17 protein-coding genes are annotated in these 17,069 nt (G+C 64.9%); 7 read left to right on the forward strand and 10 right to left on the reverse strand.

Going from position 1 to position 17,069, the window contains the following annotated elements:
- Positions 1–154: 154 nt before the first annotated feature.
- Complete coding sequence (locus tag E4S58_RS13895; protein ID WP_136637041.1) at positions 155–2,443, forward strand: DEAD/DEAH box helicase; 2,289 nt, start codon at positions 155–157, stop codon at positions 2,441–2,443.
- 53 nt (positions 2,444–2,496) lie between these two features.
- On the opposite strand, the gene E4S58_RS13900 is transcribed toward E4S58_RS13895, so the two are convergent.
- Positions 2,497–2,721, reverse strand: coding sequence for a YdcH family protein (locus tag E4S58_RS13900; protein ID WP_136637042.1), 225 nt, complete (start codon positions 2,719–2,721; stop codon positions 2,497–2,499).
- A gap of 172 nt (positions 2,722–2,893) precedes the next feature.
- On the opposite strand from E4S58_RS13900, the gene E4S58_RS13905 reads away from it, so the two are divergent.
- From E4S58_RS13905 to E4S58_RS13915, 3 genes are all read left to right on the forward strand, one after another.
- Positions 2,894–3,307 (forward strand): Hsp20 family protein, encoded by a 414-nt coding sequence (locus E4S58_RS13905; protein ID WP_136637044.1) that lies wholly within the window; start codon positions 2,894–2,896, stop codon positions 3,305–3,307.
- A gap of 3 nt (positions 3,308–3,310) precedes the next feature.
- Complete coding sequence (locus E4S58_RS13910; protein ID WP_136637045.1) at positions 3,311–3,535, forward strand: DUF1150 family protein; 225 nt, start codon at positions 3,311–3,313, stop codon at positions 3,533–3,535.
- An 80-nt stretch (positions 3,536–3,615) separates the two neighbouring features.
- Entirely contained in the window at positions 3,616–4,479 is an 864-nt protein-coding gene (locus tag E4S58_RS13915; RefSeq protein ID WP_136637046.1) for a glycosyltransferase family 10 domain-containing protein, read from the forward strand.
- A 76-nt stretch (positions 4,480–4,555) separates the two neighbouring features.
- Here E4S58_RS13915 and E4S58_RS13920 read toward each other — a convergent pair whose 3' ends face one another.
- The 4 genes from E4S58_RS13920 to trxB all read right to left on the reverse strand — a co-directional run bounded on the left by E4S58_RS13920 (position 4,556) and on the right by trxB (position 10,937).
- Positions 4,556–6,268: a bifunctional sulfate adenylyltransferase/adenylylsulfate kinase gene (locus E4S58_RS13920; RefSeq protein WP_136637048.1), complete on the reverse strand. Its 1,713-nt coding sequence runs from the start codon at positions 6,266–6,268 to the stop codon at positions 4,556–4,558.
- Between the two features lie 220 nt (positions 6,269–6,488).
- Complete coding sequence (locus E4S58_RS13925) at positions 6,489–7,949, reverse strand: phage tail protein (RefSeq protein WP_169052674.1); 1,461 nt, start codon at positions 7,947–7,949, stop codon at positions 6,489–6,491.
- Positions 7,950–8,128: 179 nt separating this feature from the next.
- A complete protein-coding gene (locus tag E4S58_RS13930) occupies positions 8,129–9,838 on the reverse strand; it encodes a hypothetical protein (RefSeq protein ID WP_136637052.1) in 1,710 nt (569 codons plus the stop codon).
- A gap of 115 nt (positions 9,839–9,953) precedes the next feature.
- On the reverse strand, positions 9,954–10,937 hold the full coding sequence (gene trxB, locus E4S58_RS13935) for a thioredoxin-disulfide reductase (RefSeq protein WP_136637054.1): 984 nt from the start codon (positions 10,935–10,937) through the stop codon (positions 9,954–9,956).
- 175 nt (positions 10,938–11,112) lie between these two features.
- Here trxB and E4S58_RS13940 point away from each other — a divergent pair, with 175 nt between their 5' ends.
- A complete protein-coding gene (locus E4S58_RS13940) occupies positions 11,113–11,613 on the forward strand; it encodes an Lrp/AsnC family transcriptional regulator (protein ID WP_136637056.1) in 501 nt (166 codons plus the stop codon).
- 75 nt (positions 11,614–11,688) lie between these two features.
- Here E4S58_RS13940 and E4S58_RS13945 read toward each other — a convergent pair whose 3' ends face one another.
- The 5 genes from E4S58_RS13945 to lgt all read right to left on the reverse strand — a co-directional run bounded on the left by E4S58_RS13945 (position 11,689) and on the right by lgt (position 15,845).
- On the reverse strand, positions 11,689–12,429 hold the full coding sequence (locus E4S58_RS13945; protein ID WP_136637058.1) for a Hint domain-containing protein: 741 nt from the start codon (positions 12,427–12,429) through the stop codon (positions 11,689–11,691).
- Between the two features lie 368 nt (positions 12,430–12,797).
- Positions 12,798–12,938 (reverse strand): hypothetical protein, encoded by a 141-nt coding sequence (locus E4S58_RS17915; protein WP_169052675.1) that lies wholly within the window; start codon positions 12,936–12,938, stop codon positions 12,798–12,800.
- Positions 12,939–13,127: 189 nt separating this feature from the next.
- Positions 13,128–13,883 carry a peptidoglycan editing factor PgeF gene (pgeF, locus tag E4S58_RS13950; protein WP_136637060.1) on the reverse strand — a complete coding sequence of 252 codons (756 nt, stop codon included), beginning with the start codon at positions 13,881–13,883 and terminating at the stop codon, positions 13,128–13,130.
- 22 nt (positions 13,884–13,905) lie between these two features.
- The gene (locus tag E4S58_RS13955; RefSeq protein ID WP_136637062.1) at positions 13,906–14,964 is read right to left on the reverse strand and encodes a class I SAM-dependent methyltransferase; all 1,059 of its coding nucleotides are present in this window, start codon (positions 14,962–14,964) and stop codon (positions 13,906–13,908) included.
- On the reverse strand, positions 14,961–15,845 hold the full coding sequence (gene lgt, locus E4S58_RS13960) for a prolipoprotein diacylglyceryl transferase (RefSeq protein ID WP_136637064.1): 885 nt from the start codon (positions 15,843–15,845) through the stop codon (positions 14,961–14,963). The genes E4S58_RS13955 and lgt overlap by 4 nt, the downstream gene beginning before the upstream one ends.
- 92 nt (positions 15,846–15,937) lie before the next feature.
- Between lgt and E4S58_RS13965 the strand changes: the two genes are divergently transcribed.
- Together E4S58_RS13965 and E4S58_RS13970 are read left to right on the forward strand one after the other, a co-directional pair.
- Positions 15,938–16,177: an accessory factor UbiK family protein gene (locus E4S58_RS13965; RefSeq protein ID WP_136637066.1), complete on the forward strand. Its 240-nt coding sequence runs from the start codon at positions 15,938–15,940 to the stop codon at positions 16,175–16,177.
- Between the two features lie 377 nt (positions 16,178–16,554).
- Complete coding sequence (locus E4S58_RS13970; protein WP_136637068.1) at positions 16,555–17,055, forward strand: type III secretion system chaperone family protein; 501 nt, start codon at positions 16,555–16,557, stop codon at positions 17,053–17,055.
- The last annotated feature ends 14 nt before the right edge of the window (positions 17,056–17,069 follow it).

Raw genomic sequence — 17,069 nt, forward strand, 5'->3', positions numbered from 1 at the left:
GCAATTGTCCTTGGGGCATATGGGGGGGCATATGGGGGGTGTCCCGGGGGCCACAGGGGCAAATCTTTCATATACAGGCGGGCTGGAGTAGGCTAGAGGGGCGCTTTCCCGGCGCGCCACGATGCTGTGCCGGCCTCTTACAGACGGTTTCCAGATGATCCAGACCCTTGCCGATGCGCTGTCCGAGCGCGGATATGACACGCTTACCCCGGTCCAGGACGCCGTGACCAACCCCGAATATGCGGATGCCGACCTGTTGGTGTCCGCGCAGACCGGGTCCGGCAAGACCGTGGGCTTCGGTCTGGCGATCGCAGGCACGCTGCTGGGCGGGGCGGACGTGATGGGCCCTGTTGCCGCGCCGCTGGCGCTGATCGTGGCGCCGACGCGGGAACTGGCCTTCCAGGTCTGCCGTGAGCTTGGCTGGCTCTACGCCAAGACCGGGGCGCGCGTGACGTCCTGCGTGGGCGGCATGGACATGCGCGATGAACGCCGTGCGCTGGAACGCGGCGCGCATATCGTCGTGGGCACGCCCGGACGTCTGGTCGATCACATCAAGCGCGGATCGCTCGACATGACGGGGCTGAAGGCCATCGTCCTGGACGAGGCGGACGAGATGCTGGATTTGGGCTTCCGCGAGGATCTGGAATTCATGCTGGGCGAGGCGCCCGAAGATCGCCGCACGCTCATGTTCTCGGCCACGGTGCCGCCGATGATCGCCAAGCTGGCCGAACAGTTCCAGCGTGACGCCGTGCGCGTGACCACCCTGTCCGACAAGGGCCAGCATGCGGACATCGCCTACCAGGCGCTGCAGGTGGCGCAGCAGGACGTGGAAAACGCGGTGATCAACGTGCTGCGCTTCCACGAAGCGGAAAACGCCATCGTCTTTGCCAACACCCGGGCGACCGTGAACCGGCTGACCGCGCGTTTCTCCAACCGGGGCTTTTCGGTGGTGTCGCTGTCGGGAGAGCTGAGCCAGGCCGAACGCAGCCATGCGTTGCAGGCGATGCGCGACGGGCGCGCTCGGGTCTGCGTGGCGACCGACGTGGCCGCGCGCGGGATCGACCTGCCGGGGCTTGAGCTGGTGGTGCACGCCGAACTTCCGTCGAATTCCGAAACCCTGCTGCACCGCTCGGGCCGGACGGGCCGTGCCGGGCGCAAGGGCGTGTCAGCTCTGATCGTGCCGCCGCGGTCGGTCAAGAAGGCCGAGCGTCTGTTGAAATTCGCCAAGGTGCAGGCCGAGTGGGTGGAAGCCCCCAGTGCAGACGCCATCCTGGCGCGGGACGAGGAACGGCTGCTGGCCGATCCCGCCTGGCAGGATACGCCGAGTGAGGGTGACGCCGCCTTTGCCGCCCGCCTGCTTGAGGCGCAATCGGCCGAGGCCATCGCGGTGGCCTTCCTGCGCCTTTACCGCGACCGTCACTGCGCGCCCGAGGATCTGTCGGCGCCCGATGCGCGGCCTGCCCGGAAGGAACGTGAACCCTTCGGTCCGAGCGTCTGGTATTCGCTTTCGGTCGGTCAGGAAGACCGGGCCGAAGCGCGCTGGCTGTTGCCGCTGATCCTGCGGTCCGGGCGGCTGGAAAAGTCCGCCATCGGTGCGATCCGCGTGCAGGGGGGTGAAACCTTTGTCGAGATCGCCGAAGCGGCGGCCGACAATTTCGAAGGGGCGCTTGGCCCGGGCGGCATCCTTGAAGAAGGCGTTGCCGCAACCCGTCTGGCCGAGGCGCCCGTACTGGCCCCGCTGCCGCCGCGTGGCAAACCGTCGGGGCCGCGTGGCCCCCGCCGCGATCGCGAGGATCGCCCCGAGGGCGAGCGCCGCCCGCGTCGGGAGTTCGATGGCGATCGGCCGAAGCCCCGCGACTTTGATGGGGACCGCCCGAAGAAGCGTTTTGACGACGACCGTCCCAAGAAGCGGTTTGATGATGATCGTCCCAAGAAGCGGTTTGATGATGATCGCCCGAAGAAGCGCTTTGACGAGGACCGTCCGAAGAAACGGTTCGATGAGGACCGCCCGAAGAAACGCTTTGACGACGACCGTCCCAAGCGGTTCGACGATGGCGCCCGGCCTGACCGCAAGCCCTTCGCTCCGAAAGGGGAGGGCAAGCCTTATGGCCAGAAGCGGGACGACCGTGGGGATGCGCCGCGCAAGCCGCGGGCCGCAGCCGAGGCCGCGCCGGGCAACCCCAAGAAGGTCTGGGGCAAACCTGCCGGTAAACCTGCGCGGGACGATCGGCCCGGCGGCTTTGGCAAGCCGCGCGGTGACGGGGAACGCGGGCCCAGGCCGGGCGGCAAGCCTTTTGGCAAACCCGGCGGCAAACCCGGTGGAAAGCCTGCGGGCAAGAGCTTTGGCAAGCCCGGGGGCAAGCCTGCCGGCAAGCCAGGCGCCAAACCGGGCGGCAAGCCCAAACCGGGCGGGTTCCAGACCCCGCGCCGACCCAAGTCATAAGACCAACGCAGGCCCGTGCATCGCGCGGGCCTTTCCTTTGGGCGGTCAGCGTTTCAGGCGATGATGTCGGGCAGCAGTCGGTCTTCGATCTGTGCGATCTTGTCCTTCAGCCGCAGCTTCTGCTTTTTCAAACGCTGCAAAGTCAGCTGATCGGCGGTAGAGCGTTCCTGCAAGGCGGCGATGGCCTGATCGAGGTCGGCATGTTCGCGGCGGAAGACCTCGAGCTCAACCCGGAGCACCTCGTCGGTCTTCATCGAAATGTCGCTGCGCGCGTTCATGACGCGATTCCCCTCGTGGTTGCAGAACCTTGAATATACCCCGCTTGCCCCAAACGGCAAAGCCCCCGCGCGAGAAGGCCTTGCGCGGTGCGCGTCGACTGCCCATATTCAATGAACCGGGGCCGCCACAACGGGACCCCGGCGACTGTCGCTTAAAGATCAAGGACGTGTCATGACGAAGATGACCCTGGGGGCGCATCCCTACATGCTGGGGTTCGAACAGCTGGAGAGGCTGCTGGAACGCTCGGCCAAGGCCGGTAACGACGGCTATCCGCCCTTCAATATCGAACAGACCTCCGACTATTCCTATCGCATCACCCTGGCCGTGGCCGGGTTTCGCGAAGAGGATCTGGCGATCACCCTGGAAGACAGCCAGCTGGTGATCCGTGGTCGGCAAGGCGACGATGGCGAGGGACGCCATTTCCTGCATCGCGGCATCGCGGCACGCCAGTTCCAGCGCAGTTTCGTGCTGGCCGACGGTGTCGAGGTTGGGGACGCGGTGATGGAAAACGGATTGCTGCATGTCGATCTGACCCGGGTTCAGCCCGAAAAGGTCGTGCAGACGATCCGCATCAAGAAAGGATAGGGTATGGATACGAACTTCGAACACCCCGATGAGGCCGCGCGGATCGTCTATGTCCGCGCCGTGCGGGTCGAGGACCTGCCGGAAGAGGTCCAGGAACAGGCCGAGGGTCTGGAAGAGCTTTACGCCGTCTGCGACACGCAGGGCGAACGGCTGGCGCTGGTCAAGGACCGCGCTATGGCCTTCGTGCTGGCACGCCAGAACGACATGGCACCGGTGACGGTGCACTGACCGGTCGCTGACCGGATCGGCCATTGCCCACGGGTGGTGGCCGGATTACTCAGGGCTGACCAAGTAGAACCGGACAGCCCATGACCCATGATCCTGCCATTGCCATCATGCCTTACGGGCTGCGCTTCGGGGCAGGGTATCTCGATCTGAGTTGCGACAAGCTGGACTGGCCTTTGGGCCAGCCCGACCGGTTGCGCGGGCGGCCGTTGCGCGCGATGGAAAAGACCGATCACCTGATCGTCTATCCGCGTCCCGCGTTGCACGTCCGGCCGCTGTTTGGGCTCAAGGCGCGGCTGTCGATGATGGTGCAGGAACCGCGTGTCATCCACAATGACCACCGAAAGCTGCTGCGCGTCACCTGGCGGCGGTTCTTCCGCGTGTTCAGCCACGACCGCGACCTGGTCGATCACATTCCGAACGGGGTCTTCGTGCCCTTCGGCACGACCTGGGTGCCGGACTGGCGCGATCTTGACCTGCGCAAGTCCAAGGCCTGTTCGCTGATTGCCTCGGCCAAACGGTCGCAGGCAGGCCACGAGGTGCGTCATTCGATTGCCGACCATGTGAAGGCACGCGGGCTGGATGTGGACGTGATGGGAGGTGGTTATGCCCCCTTCGACCGCAAATCCGACGGCCTGGCGCCCTACCGCTATTCGGTGGTGATCGAAAACTCGCGCGAGCCTGACTATTTCACCGAAAAACTGGTCGACGCGATCCTCTGCCTGACGGTGCCGATCTACTGGGGCTGTCCGAACATCGGCGACTATTTCGACACCTCTTCTTTCGTGATCTGCGACAGCGAAGGCGAGATCCGCGATGCGCTTGAGAGGCTGTCCGCAAGCGACTACGAGGCGCGGCGGCCGGGGCTCGAGGCGCTGCGGGACAGTGCGGCGCGGTTTGCCAACCTGCACCTGCGCACGGCAGAGGCGCTGCGGGATAGCCTTTGAGACGCGTCGCGTCCTGACGGCCCAATGAAAAAGGCCCCGGAGGATCTCCGGGGCCTTTTTGCATTGATTTAATCGGTCAGTGCGCGGCGATCAGTCCGAGGCTTTCCAGCTTCAGGATCACCTGGTGTGCGCAATTGTCCACGTCGTGGCCTTCGGTCTCGACCCGCAGTTCCGGGTTTTCCGGCACGTCGTAGGGGTCGGAAATCCCGGTGAACTCCTTGATCTTGCCTTCACGCGCCAGCTTGTAGAGGCCCTTGCGGTCGCGGCGTTCGCATTCCTCGATCGTGGTCGCGACATGGACCTCGATGAAGGCACCGAACTGTTCGACATCCTCGCGCACGGCGCGTCTTGTCGTGGCGTAGGGCGCGATCGGGGCACAGATGGCGATGCCGCCGTTCTTGGTGATTTCCGACGCGACATAGCCGATGCGGCGGATGTTCAGATCGCGATGTTCCTTGGAAAAGCCCAGTTCCGAGCTGAGGTTCTTCCGCACGATGTCACCATCCAGAAGGGTGACGGGGCGGCCGCCCATCTCCATCAGCTTGACCATCAGGGCGTTGGCGATGGTCGACTTGCCGGATCCTGAGAAGCCGGTGAAGAAGACGGTAAAGCCCTGCTTGGCCCGCGGCGGACGCGTCTTGCGCAGTTCCGACACGACCTCGGGGAAAGAGAACCACTCGGGGATCTCAAGGCCCTCGGCCAGGCGGCGGCGCAGTTCCGTGCCCGAGATGTTCAGGATCGTCACGTCGTCCTTGTCGAGGATTTCGTCGTTCGGTTCGTACTGGGCGCGTTCCTGCACATAGACCATGTGTTTGAACGGGACCATTTCGATGCCCATTTCCGCTTCGTGTTCCTTGAACAGGTCCTGCGCGTCATAGGGGCCGTAGAAATCCTCGCCCTGCGAATTCGAGCCGGGGCCCGCGTGGTCGCGGCCGACGATGAAGTGCGTGCAGCCGTAGTTCTTGCGGATCAGCCCGTGCCAGACGGCCTCGCGCGGGCCGGCCATGCGCATGGCAAGCGGCAGAAGCGACATCGCGGTGGTCGAACCCGGGTATTTGTCCAGCACGGCCTCGTAGCAGCGCACGCGGGTGAAGTGGTCGACGTCGCCCGGCTTGGTCATGCCGACCACGGGGTGGATCAGCAGGTTGGCCTGCGCTTCCTTGGCGGCACGGAAGGTCAGTTCCTGGTGCGCGCGGTGCAGCGGATTGCGGGTCTGGAAGGCCACGACCTTGCGCCAGCCGAGCTTGCGGAAATAGGCGCGCAGTTCATTGGGCGTGTCGCGACGGGCACGGAAATCATAGTGTACCGGCTGCTGGATGCCGGTGACCGGGCCGCCGAGGTAGATCTTTCCGGCCGTGTTGTGCAGGTAGTTGACGGCCGGGTGGGCCTGGTCGTCGGCGCCGAAGACCTTTTCGGCTTCCTTCGCCTTGTTCGGCTCCCAACGGTCGGTGACGGTCATGGTGCCGAGGATCACACCTTCCTGATCACGCAGGGCGATGTCCTGACCGATTTCGATGCTGTCCGCGAATTTCTCGGACACGTCCAGCGTGATGGGCATCGGCCAGAGCGTGCCGTCCGCCAGCCGCATGGTGTCGACGACGCTGTTGTAGTCCTCTTCCGTCAGGAAGCCCTTGAGCGGGTTGAAGCCGCCGTTCATCAGCAGTTCCAGATCGCAGATCTGGCGCGGGGAAAGATCCCAGCTGGTCAGATCGGCGGCCTCGACCTTCAGCTTCTGGGCGCTGTCGTAGGAGACAAAGAGTTCGGGGATAGGGGCAAGGTTGTTCTGCATCGGGGTCAATTCTCGCAGCGGGTTGTCTGCGGGCCTTCATGCCAGCGGTTACACTATTGTGCGCGACCTAGGCCGGATCACTGCCACCACGCAAGGCGGGCGTTCAAGAAAAGGACTGTTGCTTCGATTTGGCGGCAAAGCGATCACGTTATTCACCTTTAGCGAAGGCCGCGCGAATTCTGTTCGCGCGGCCCCGTGGTCTACCGTGAGTGGGCTAGGGTCAATTCGCGGTCCGGCGCCGCCGCAGCGTGGCAAAGCTTGCCAGGGATGCGCCCAGCAACAGTGCCGGGGCGGGCAGGGGGACTGCCGGGGGCGTGTTTGCAGGCGCAGCGTCAAAGCTGTGATCGTGCGACGCGAGGTTCAGCGCAGTCAGCGTCGTTGTTTCGCTGCCGAACTGCTGGCCGAGTGTAAACTCCTGGCCCCATTCACTGTTGCCCGCGCCAATGGCCGTGCGGCCACGCAGGTCCGGTAGGGCAAAGGTCGAACGCCCGTCGCCGCCAAAGCGGTCGCCGATGACGTTGAACAGGGACAGATGGGTCTGGACGTCCAACATCTGGCCTTCGGCCTTGAACCAGCCGGTCGGCGCGTAATCCCCGGCAAAGAGCGCGATTTCACCCAAGACAGACACGTTGCCCGGGTCGCCTTGCGCGCGATCGCGCTCCGGAATTCCACCGGCCACGTTGATCAGATAGGTCAGGCCAAAGCTGGCCTGGGTGTTTTCGAAGGCGGTGGCGGATCCGGTATTGCCGGTGTCGACGTCATCTGCCGGGTCCGTTCCCGCGACGGTGTGATTGTGTGCAGGCAGATTGCCTTCGCTCAGCGTGACCGCACCGTCATCGTCCCCGAACGTCTGGCCCAGCTCTACCTCGCCCAGCTCCGGTCCCGTGCCCGTACCGACGGCGACACGACCGGTGAGGTCAGGCAGATAGAACGCGGTTCTCGCATCGCCGCCGTAGGTGGTGCCGATGGTACTGAACAGCTCCGTCGCGCTGCTGACGGTCAGGGCAGATCCGTTGGCCTCGACGTCGCCTCCGTATTGACCGTATTCATTGGGCGCGGCAGAAAAGCTGACCTTTCCGATCGTGTCGTTTCCGGTCGGCGATCCTCCTCCGCCGCGGTTCGGATAGTCACCCGTCAAATGGATCTCGGCGGCCATGGAGACGCTTGGCATGGCGATGTCGACGGGTGCTCCGCCGCCCGTTTCACCGGTCGCGGCGTCGAACGTCAGGGAGGTGGCTGGGATTGTGTGATCATGGCTTGGCAGGTTGGCCACGGTCAGTGATGCGGTCGGGTTGCCCTGCAGGACACCGACATTGCGCGCCTCGGCCCCGACGACTGCGCGGCCGGCCAGGTCTGGCAGGCGGAAGGTATGGCGTCCGTCGCCGCCGAAGGTGGATCCGATAGCTGTAAAAAGCGCCGTGTGATTGCTGATCTGCAACAACTGGCCATCGGCGATCATATGCCCCTCGGGGGCAAAGTTGCCCGCCGTCCAAGAGACGTCGCCGAGATTGTGGGACGCGCCGCCCGTGCGGATCAGCGGCGTCAGGGCGAGAGAGGGTTGGTAGGTGCTGAAGGCCGCGCTATCGCCGGTAACGGAGGTCGTATCGGCCCATGCGTGGGTGGCTAGTAGAGGCAGCGCAAACGTGCAGGCAGCCGCCCGGAAGGCGTTGGTGAGAATCATCTGAAATCCTATGGACTTTGGGTCAAAACGTGCGCGACCGTAGACGCAGTTCTGCGTCAGGGTCAATCCTTTCGGACCGAAAAATTTCCTTTTGGAAATAGCGGGTGGACCGGCAGGGTATTGTTTTGGATGGCAATTTATTTTGGTTCGACAATTACCGGCCGTGCCACGACGGACTGTCAGGGGCTGGTCGGAGTATCGGCAAATTGTCCGGCCGACAGGACGATCAGACGTCCCGCGGGAACCTCGATCGGGGCCACGGCACGCACCATGTAGCGCGGGGCAGCGCCGTCAGGATCAAGCACGTTAACCGTTGCGCCGTCGGTTTCGTCCAGCAACGTTGCGCGCCCGTCCGCGGCAATGCGATAGACGCGGTAGGTGGCGCCGGGCTGGGGGCTGGGCGTCCACGAAATCCGCGTGCCGCCGTCGGTGCGGGCGACCGTCACCCCTGTGACCGGCTGGATGGGATAGGCGGTCAGGGTCGGGTCGCCCAGCAGGTTGCCCCAGATCGGGTGCACGAAGGGGTAGGACCCTGTCGGCAGATAGTCGGTGCTGGCCAGCACGCGTGGCTCGGAGGGGCCGTTGTTGATGGTCCGCACCTGCGCGGCACCGATGGTTTCGCCCATGGCCATCCCGTGCAACCGCCACGCCGGGCGGGCGCCCCAGGCGACGGCCAGGGCTTGGTTCGGCGGGGTCATCAGCCCGTTCATCGGATTGCGATAACGGCCGATCTTCTGCTTGTGGCTGCCGAAGTTGATGGCAAAGACCGGCCCGGCCTGGAACGCTTCGAAATAGTCATCGCCGCGCCAGGGGCCGAAATCGACGCCGAAGAGCCAGCGCCCCTCCTGTCCCTTGTCAGCATGGCCGCCTTCGGTGATCGCGGCGGGGCCGGTGATATTGGCGACGCCGCGTCGTTCGATGAACAGGTGGCCGACTGACCCCGCATAGGCGCGAAGTGGGACGTCCGTCTTGCCCTTACGCCAGTCGTGATTGCGCTGCAGGTAGGCGCCAAGCCAGCCGACCTCGGTCGCGCGATCGGGCGCGCCCATGTTCGAGAAATCGATCCGGCCAATGGCGCCGTCGATCCTGCCATCGGGGATTTCGCCGGGGATCAGAAGGCCTTCGCCGGTCGAGGGCCAGCGACCATCGAGATCGACATAGAACAGGTCGGTCGCATGGGGTTCATGGTCATGACCGTCCGGCGCGACCTTGCCGCTGAAGACAAGAGGCACGTTGCCCAGAAGGATCACCGAGAGATCGCCGTCGGGGTGGGCGCGGCGGGCTTCGCGGATGTCGTTGCGGATTTCCAGCGCGTCGATCAGTCGGATGGCCGCAGGCGGGTTGCGGTCGGCGGTGGAGCTGACGCGCACCACGCGCCAGCCATCGCCGGTCAGATCATCGACAAAGCGGGCGATGTCGGCGGCGAGCGGCTCTTGCACGTCAGCTTCGACCACCAGCACCGCCAACCCGCGATGATCGGGCTGGGCGACATCGCGTCCCCCGGTCCAGTAGCCCTGGTCGATCACGTCGCGGCCCATGCGCCTGACCCGGTATTCCCAGGCGGTGCCGGGGGTTGCGGCGCGGTCGAGATAGGCCTGCACCGGCCCGAGGTTGGGGGCAATGACCTGCCAGGTGGCGGTGCCTGAGGTGCCCAGCACCCGGCGGCTGACCTCGACACTGCCGGCGAACTTCGGCTCGGCCTCCGTCCAGTGCAGCTTGATGCCGTCCGGGGTCAGGGTGCCGTCAACGGGCAGGGCACCGGGCATGCCGGCGGTCACGGTCGGCTTTGCGGTCGCGACGGATGCCGACAGCATCAGCGCCAGCCCGCAAAGGACAAGCCCCCGCAGCACGGGGGCAAGCACGCCGAAGCGTTTGAACTGTCGTGTCATTTTTCCGCGCCCCCGTCGCCTGCATCGCGCGTGCAGCCTGCGTCATGGGGCGGGGAATGTCACGGGGGCAGGGCAGGCCTGCCGCCGTGGTTTGATTTCAGCCGACCCGGCGGGATCAGCTGACGCTGGCCACCGGCGCTTCGGGGGCGACCTCGACGTCGCCCTGTGCGGCAAGGAAATGTTCCGCGTCCAGCGCAGCCATGCAGCCCATCCCGGCCGAGGTCACCGCCTGGCGGTACTTGTGATCGGTCAGGTCGCCCGCTGCGAAGACACCGGGGATCGATGTTTCGGTCGAGCCGGGTTTGACTTTCACGTAGCCGCCGTTGTGCAGCTCCAGCTGGTCTTTCACCAGCTCGGAAGCCGGGGCGTGGCCGATGGCGACGAAGACGCCCTTGGCCGGGATCTCTGTGATCTCGCCGGTGTCGACATGTTTGACCTTCACGGCCTCGACGCCCTTGGGGTTGTCCTGGCCCACGACCTCCTCCAGCACGTGATGCCACAGCGGTTCGATCTTGGGGTTCTTCATCAGCCGGTCGATCAGGATCTTCTCGGCGCGCAGCTCGTCGCGGCGGTGGATCAGCGTGACCTTCGACGCAAAGTTGGTCAGGAACAGCGCCTCTTCCACGGCGGTGTTGCCGCCGCCGATCACCACGATCTCTTGCCCGCGGTAGAAGAAGCCGTCGCAGGTCGCGCAGGCCGAAACGCCAAAGCCCTTGAAGGCCTCTTCGGACTCGAGCCCCAGCCACTTGGCGCGCGCGCCCGTCGCCAGGATCACGGCGTCGGCGGTGTAGGTCGTGCCGCTGTCGCCCTTGGCGGTGAAGGGACGGTTCGACAGGTCGAGATCGGTGATGATGTCGCCGATGATCTCGCAACCCATGGCCTTGGCGTGGGCTTCCATGCGCACCATCAGGTCGGGGCCCTGGACCTCGGTGTCGCCGGGCCAGTTCTCGACCTCGGTCGTGGTGGTCAGCTGGCCGCCGGGTTCGATGCCCTGGACGAGGATCGGGTTCAGCATGGCACGGCTGGCGTAGACGCCGGCGGTATATCCCGCGGGGCCGGAGCCAATGATCAGGACCTTGGTGTGGCGCGTGTCGGACATGTCGGTTTCTCCATGACGGATGTTGCGCCTATGTAAGCGCCGTGGCAGAGGGCTGCAACCGGGACGGCGTGTTGCGAATGGTGCAGGGCTGACTGTTCGGATATTACCTCAACGCGAAACATTATTGCGCGTTCTGTAGGTGCTGCTATAACAAACGCAAAATCAGGAGGCGAATATGGCGGGCACCCGTCTGGACGCGATTGATCGCAAGATTCTGGCTGAACTGCAGGCCGACGGGCGCATGACCAATGTCGAATTGGCAAAGCGTGTCGGCATCTCGGCTCCGCCGTGCCTGCGCCGCGTGCGCACGCTGGAAGAGGCCGGCTATATCAAGGGATATCACGCGCAGGTCGACAGTCGCGAGCTGGGCTTCGAGGTGCAGGTCTTTGCCATGGTCGGGCTGGTCAGCCAGGCCGAGGCGGATCTTTCGGCCTTCGAGGCCCGCTGCAAGGACTGGCCGCTGGTCCGCGAATGCCACATGCTGAACGGCGAGGTGGACTTTATCCTGAAGTGCGTGGCGCCCGACCTGTCGACCTTTCAAAGCTTTCTGACCGGCCAGCTGACCTCGGCCGAAAACGTGGCGAGCGTGAAGACCTCTCTCGTCATCCGTTGCGCCAAGGACGATCCCGGCGTTCCCTTTGATATTCTTGAAGAACGGCTAAGCCGGACGGCCTGAGCCGATCCCTGTGGCCGTCGGGAAAAGGCGCCTGTCCCTTGCGGGGCGGGCGCCTTTTCGTTGGTGCAAGATGGCTCAGGCGGCGGCGTCTTCGATCGACCGAAGCGTGACGCGCGGATGGGCGAGGGGGCCGAAATCCGTGGCCCGGCGGATGTGCGGGAACATCGAGATGAACAGGTCGCGCGTGTTCACGCCCATCTGGTCCAGCACCGTCATGCCGGGATGGAAGGTTTCCAGATCCAGCCCGCCGACCCGGATCGTCGCGTGCCGCTTCAGCGCGATGTGGTAGGTCTCAACAGCCATGCGCGGCGCGATGGCGATCACGCTGTCCCCGTCCACGAAATCGCGCAGAGGGGTGAAGACCGGCTTGGCCTCGGCGGCGCTGCGCAGACCGGCGGGGCGGTGCAACAGGCGGGCCCCGGGGCCGCAAAGCAGGTCCATCGGCGGGGCGCCGGCGGCAAATCGGTCGGCGGTGACACGGGTCAGGAACCGCGCGCCGTTCGGGTCCGGGTTATGGGCCATCGACCCGATCCAGAGCACTGGCTGCGGCCCGTGTTCTGCCGTGATGACCTGCATCCCCGGACGCAGGTCTTCGATCGCGACTTCGCCTTCGGTGGTGGCGATCAGGGATCCGTGGGCCAAGGCGTTGAAGGCGCATTGGAATTCCGGCGTGTTGGGCGCGCGGACGTCGTCATAGCAGACGTGCCCCTCGGGCGAGAGGTAGCTTGTCAGATAGCGCCGCATCGTCGGCAGCGACTGGCTGGAAGGGGAAAAGGACGAATAATCGCCCCGGGCGGGCGAGAAAGGACCGGACATCGTAACACCTCTTGCGGCGTCACATCTGCGTCGGCCCCCACCGACAACACGAGACGAGACTCTGTGGATCAGATGAGGAAAATCTGCCGTCTTGCCGGGTCACTTGTCAAAGATCGTCACCGATTGGCGCACAGGGGCGGGCAATGGCGGGGCCGGGCGGGCGATTGTTCGCGATGTCGGGGAAAATCCGGCCACATTTGCCGGTGTCCGGGTCCGAATCGATGGTTGATGTCACCAGTCAATTCGGGCCCGGTAAGAGGGAGGGAGAGGCTGCGCGAGCAGGTGCAACCTCTCCCCTTGCGGTGGCCACGGGGATGAAAGCCACCGCCAACGGCGCCACAGGCACGAAGGCGCCGTATTCTGTCTGGTCAGGCCGCGCGTCGTTTTGCAGCCGCCCGCAGCCGTGCGGCCACGTCGGCGCGTTGACCGCGCTGGTAGGGAAGCTTGACCTCGGTGGTGCGGGCGGTCTGAACCACGGATTTGATCCAGCGCTTCTGCTTGGCATTCATCGTTTCGTCCTTTCCGGTCTGCACATACCGCAACGTGTTGGTATGCTGACTATCCCCTGCCTTTGCGGCGGGGTCGCGGCGAATAAGGGCGATTTGAAGAAAGTTTAAGTGTCTTTTCTGGCGCTCAAATCGGCGCCGGTAACAGTTTTTACAATGTTTCCGGAAACAATCGCGGCGAAAACCGGGCGCTCAGACGCGGATCACCGAAATAAGGCGGCCATAGTCGGCTTCGCCCGCATGTGTGGTGCGACGGAAGGAATAGAAGCGGTCCGGGTCCGAATAGGTGCAGTGGCGCGTCCATACGGCGTCGCCCACCCCGGCCTCGCGCAGCCGGTACAGCCCGTAAGACGGCAGATCGAAGTGCACGCGGTCACTGTCGCCTCCGGCAAAGAAGCGGGCGTTGTCCGGATCTTCCGCCAGGAACCGGTCCAGGAATTCGGGACCGACCTCGTAGGCGCGCTGGCTGATGGAGGGGCCGACCACCGCGCGGATGTTGGCCCGGGTGGCGCCCAGGGCCTCCATCCCTTCGATGGTGGCCTCAAGCACGCCATCCAGCGCCCCACGCCAGCCGGCATGCGCGGCGCCGACAACGCGCGCCTCGGCGTCCGCGAAAAGGACAGGCTGGCAATCGGCGGTCAGGATCGCAAGGGCCAGGCCGGGGGTCGCGGTGACGATGGCGTCAGCGGCCGGGCGATCGGCCAACGGGGCCGTCAGGGGCACGGCGGTTGCCGAATGGACCTGGTTCACCGTGATCAGGTGCGACTCCTCGACCCCCATGGCCATGGCGACCCGGGCGCGGTTGATTTCGACGATCTCGGTCTGGTCCGACGACCCGGGGCCGCAGTTCAGCCCCGCGAAGATGCCCGAGGACGCCCCCCCGCGCCGGGTGAAGAACCCATGGCGGAAAGGCTCCAGAAGGGGAGAGGTGATGATTTCCAGTGTCATTCAGCTGTGCGCCCGTCAGTCTTCATGTTCCCGGCACCCGCGGCATGCCGGGTGGCGTGAGGGCTAGAATCTTGAAGAGCGTCCCCATTTCCTCGGGGTGGGTCAAGCGGCGATGTGCGGCGACGTGCCGGTCAAGCGCATCTTCACTCAGTCGGGCAGCCAGCGCCTGGGCCCGGTCGGTGATGCCCAGGCGTTCCAGGAATTCGCCCTGCGTGGTCAGCGGCGCCGCCACGGCCGGAAGCGCCGCGCGGGCGAGCTTTTCAAAATCGACATGCGCGGTCAGGTCGGCCTGACCGGGGGTTTCCAGCGGATTGACATAGCCGTGGTTCTGCACGGCCTGAAACGTGTCGCCCAGGGACCGTGCGTCGCCATAGTCGATGATCAGCGCGGCGCCGCCGTGTGCTGCGATCCGCTGGCCGACGGTGGCCGCGATCGGCTGCGCGGCGGTGCAAAGTTCAACGATGTCGCCTTCGGTCGTGTCTGCCAGCCGGTGTTCCAGCGCGCGCACCGGAGTCGGCGCCGCGCGGGCAAACCCCAGACCGTCGTCGTATCGGGTCACGACGGTTTCGGCCCAGCCGTCGCCCGCCCGCTGGAACTGGCGGATCGGCAGGGCATCGAAAAATTCATTGGCCACGAACCAGAGCGGCCGCTTCGGCAGATCCTCGACCGTGGCGATCCAGGCGGGGTGGTGATCAGGCAGCGCATCGGCCTGCAGCGCGCGCAGGGTCGGCGCGGCTTCGATCAGCACCAGCCGCATGGCGTCGTGAAATCCGTGGATGCCACGGGTCACGCGCAGGATGTCTGCCATCATCGTGCCGCGCCCCGGACCGGCCTCGGCCAGGGTGAAGGGGGTGGGCGAGCCCTGGTCAAGCCAGCTTTGCGCCAGCGCCAGGCCGATCATCTCTCCGAACATCTGGGAAATTTCGGGCGCGGTGACGAAGTCGCCCTTCACACCGAACGGGGTTCGGGTCGTGTAATAGCCGTGCTCCGGGTCCAGCAGGCAGGTCTGCATGAAGTCGGCCAGGGTCATCGGCCCCGTGGTGGCGATCTGCGCCAGCAGTCTGTCTGCCAGCGGGGTCATCGCCAGCTCCGGCGCCCCGCCGCGATGAGGATTAGGCCGATCAGGATCATCGGCAGCGAAAGCACCTGTCCCATGGTGATCCCGAGCGTATCGGTCACACGCATAACGTGTCCATAGGGATTGTCGGCGGTGATGAACTGCGCATCGGCCAGACGGAAGAATTCGACGATGAACCGCGCCACGCCGTAGCCCGCGAAGAAGAGCCCCGAGATCAGGCCGGGTTTCCTCAGCGCGCCCTTGGCAAAGGCCAGCCAGAGAAGAAGCAGCCCCAGCACCAGCCCCTCAAGCCCCGCCTCGTAAAGCTGGGACGGATGGCGGGCGCAGGGCAGGCCGTCGCAAAGCGCGGACTGACCGGGGAAGACCACCGCCCAGGGCGCCTCCGAGGGGCGGCCCCAAAGCTCGGCATTGATGAAATTGGCGATGCGGCCCAGCATGATGCCCGCGGGCGTGGCCAGCGCCAGCAAATCGGCGGTCGGCAGTTTGGGCACGGCGTTGCGATGGCACCAGACCCATGTCGCCGCGATCACGCCAAGGAACCCGCCGTGGAACGACATGCCGCCCTGCCAGATCATCGGGATCTCGAGAGGATTGGCGAGGTAATAGTCCGGCTGGTAGAACAGCACGAACCCCAGCCGTCCGCCCAGCACCACGCCCAGGATGATCCAGGTCAGCAGATCCTCTAGCTGGGATTGCTGCATGGGGGGCTGATCGTCCTGCCACAGCCGCACCCGCTTGAGCGCGGTGCGCGCCACCAGCCAGCCCAGAAGGATGCCGACGATATAGGCCAGTGCGTACCAACGCAGCGCGAACTCCATCCCGAAGAGGGACACAGAGAAGATCTCGGGCGAGATTTCGGGGAAGGGAAGGACAGCTGCAACCATGGCGTGACTTGGCCGCGCGGATGGGGGGAAGTCAACCTTGTGACTGACGTCCCGACGGCCCATATAGGGGGAAACCCAGAAGGGAGATCGCAATGCAGACCCGTTCCAAGTTCTTCGACGACATGTCGCAACTGATGACCAATGCCATGGGCGTCGCCCAGGGTGCCAAGGACGAAGCCGAGACCGCCTTCAAGGGCATGGTCGACCGCTGGCTCGCCGACCGCGATTTCGTCACGCGCGAGGAATTCGATGCCGTGCGCGCCATGGCCCAGAAGGCGCGCGAGGAAAACGAGGCGCTGAAGGCCCGGATCGAGGCGCTCGAAGCCAAGTAAGGCGGCACCCAAGTAAGGCGTTGGGCGGTCCGTCTGGGCTGCCTTCGGTTTTCGTATGTCAGCAAGCCCGTGCCGGTCCGGCGCGGGCTTGCTGCTGTCCGATGGTACGAATCGAAAAGACCCGCTATGGGCGCAATCCTTGGCGGGTCATTGTCATGCCCCTGTCACCTTTTCCGATACTTGCGGCTATTCTTGGGTTGTTCTTGGGCTAATCCACAACTACTTGCAGATATCCCCAACAAAGTGCTTGCGTCATGGTGCCCCGCCCCTCACCATATTTCGTAGGGGTACCGGGAAGTCGCCCAGCCCCTAGAGCAGGCACCTAGCGCTAGGGCGCATTCGCGGCCCTGACGCTACAACCAAAAAGAGGTGGCGCAATGGCATTGAGCGAGCAGTTTCTGACCGAAGAGCTTCATCCGATCGACATCGTCGAACATCTGGCCGAACACCACGAATGGGATTTCGACCGGATCGGCGACGACCAGATCGCAATGGCTGTCGAAGGTCAGTGGCGCACCTATTCCGTGACCCTGGCATGGTCGCACTACGATCAGACCCTGCGTCTGGTCTGCACCTTCGAAATGGAACCGCCCGCAGACAAGCTGCCGGGATTGTACGAGCTTCTGAACCTCGTCAACGATCAGTGCTGGGCCGGGTCCTTCACCTACTGGACCGATCACAAGCTGTGCGTCTATCGGTACGGCCTGATCCTCGGGGGCGAACAGATCGCCAGCCCGGAACAGATCGACACGATGATCAACGCGGCGGTCGGGTCGGCCGAACGCTATTACCCGGCGATGCAGCTGCACCTGTGGGGCGGGCAGACCCCTGCCGACGCAATGCAGGTCGCCATTGCAGAGGCCTACGGGCGCGCCTAGTCTTGGCCTGAAAC

It is taken from the genome of Pseudooceanicola onchidii (assembly GCF_004959925.1).
GTDB classification, from domain to species: Bacteria; Pseudomonadota; Alphaproteobacteria; order Rhodobacterales; family Rhodobacteraceae; genus Pseudooceanicola; species Pseudooceanicola onchidii.

What these genes read in the sequence shown, in the direction of transcription:
- E4S58_RS13965 (WP_136637066.1), top strand. Translation starts at nt 15,938, where the DNA reads ATGCAGACCCGTTCCAAGTTCTTCGACGACATGTCGCAACTGATGACC.
- E4S58_RS13930 (WP_136637052.1), bottom strand. Translation starts at nt 9,838, where the DNA reads ATGACACGACAGTTCAAACGCTTCGGCGTGCTTGCCCCCGTGCTGCGG.
- E4S58_RS13945 (WP_136637058.1), bottom strand. Translation starts at nt 12,429, where the DNA reads ATGTCCGGTCCTTTCTCGCCCGCCCGGGGCGATTATTCGTCCTTTTCC.
- E4S58_RS13915 (WP_136637046.1), top strand. Translation starts at nt 3,616, where the DNA reads ATGACCCATGATCCTGCCATTGCCATCATGCCTTACGGGCTGCGCTTC.
- E4S58_RS17915 (WP_169052675.1), bottom strand. Translation starts at nt 12,938, where the DNA reads ATGAATGCCAAGCAGAAGCGCTGGATCAAATCCGTGGTTCAGACCGCC.
- E4S58_RS13910 (WP_136637045.1), top strand. Translation starts at nt 3,311, where the DNA reads ATGGATACGAACTTCGAACACCCCGATGAGGCCGCGCGGATCGTCTAT.
- pgeF (WP_136637060.1), bottom strand. Translation starts at nt 13,883, where the DNA reads ATGACACTGGAAATCATCACCTCTCCCCTTCTGGAGCCTTTCCGCCAT.
- E4S58_RS13955 (WP_136637062.1), bottom strand. Translation starts at nt 14,964, where the DNA reads ATGACCCCGCTGGCAGACAGACTGCTGGCGCAGATCGCCACCACGGGG.
- lgt (WP_136637064.1), bottom strand. Translation starts at nt 15,845, where the DNA reads ATGGTTGCAGCTGTCCTTCCCTTCCCCGAAATCTCGCCCGAGATCTTC.
- E4S58_RS13925 (WP_169052674.1), bottom strand. Translation starts at nt 7,949, where the DNA reads ATGATTCTCACCAACGCCTTCCGGGCGGCTGCCTGCACGTTTGCGCTG.
- E4S58_RS13920 (WP_136637048.1), bottom strand. Translation starts at nt 6,268, where the DNA reads ATGCAGAACAACCTTGCCCCTATCCCCGAACTCTTTGTCTCCTACGAC.
- E4S58_RS13940 (WP_136637056.1), top strand. Translation starts at nt 11,113, where the DNA reads ATGGCGGGCACCCGTCTGGACGCGATTGATCGCAAGATTCTGGCTGAA.
- trxB (WP_136637054.1), bottom strand. Translation starts at nt 10,937, where the DNA reads ATGTCCGACACGCGCCACACCAAGGTCCTGATCATTGGCTCCGGCCCC.
- E4S58_RS13905 (WP_136637044.1), top strand. Translation starts at nt 2,894, where the DNA reads ATGACGAAGATGACCCTGGGGGCGCATCCCTACATGCTGGGGTTCGAA.
- E4S58_RS13970 (WP_136637068.1), top strand. Translation starts at nt 16,555, where the DNA reads ATGGCATTGAGCGAGCAGTTTCTGACCGAAGAGCTTCATCCGATCGAC.
- E4S58_RS13895 (WP_136637041.1), top strand. Translation starts at nt 155, where the DNA reads ATGATCCAGACCCTTGCCGATGCGCTGTCCGAGCGCGGATATGACACG.
- E4S58_RS13900 (WP_136637042.1), bottom strand. Translation starts at nt 2,721, where the DNA reads ATGAACGCGCGCAGCGACATTTCGATGAAGACCGACGAGGTGCTCCGG.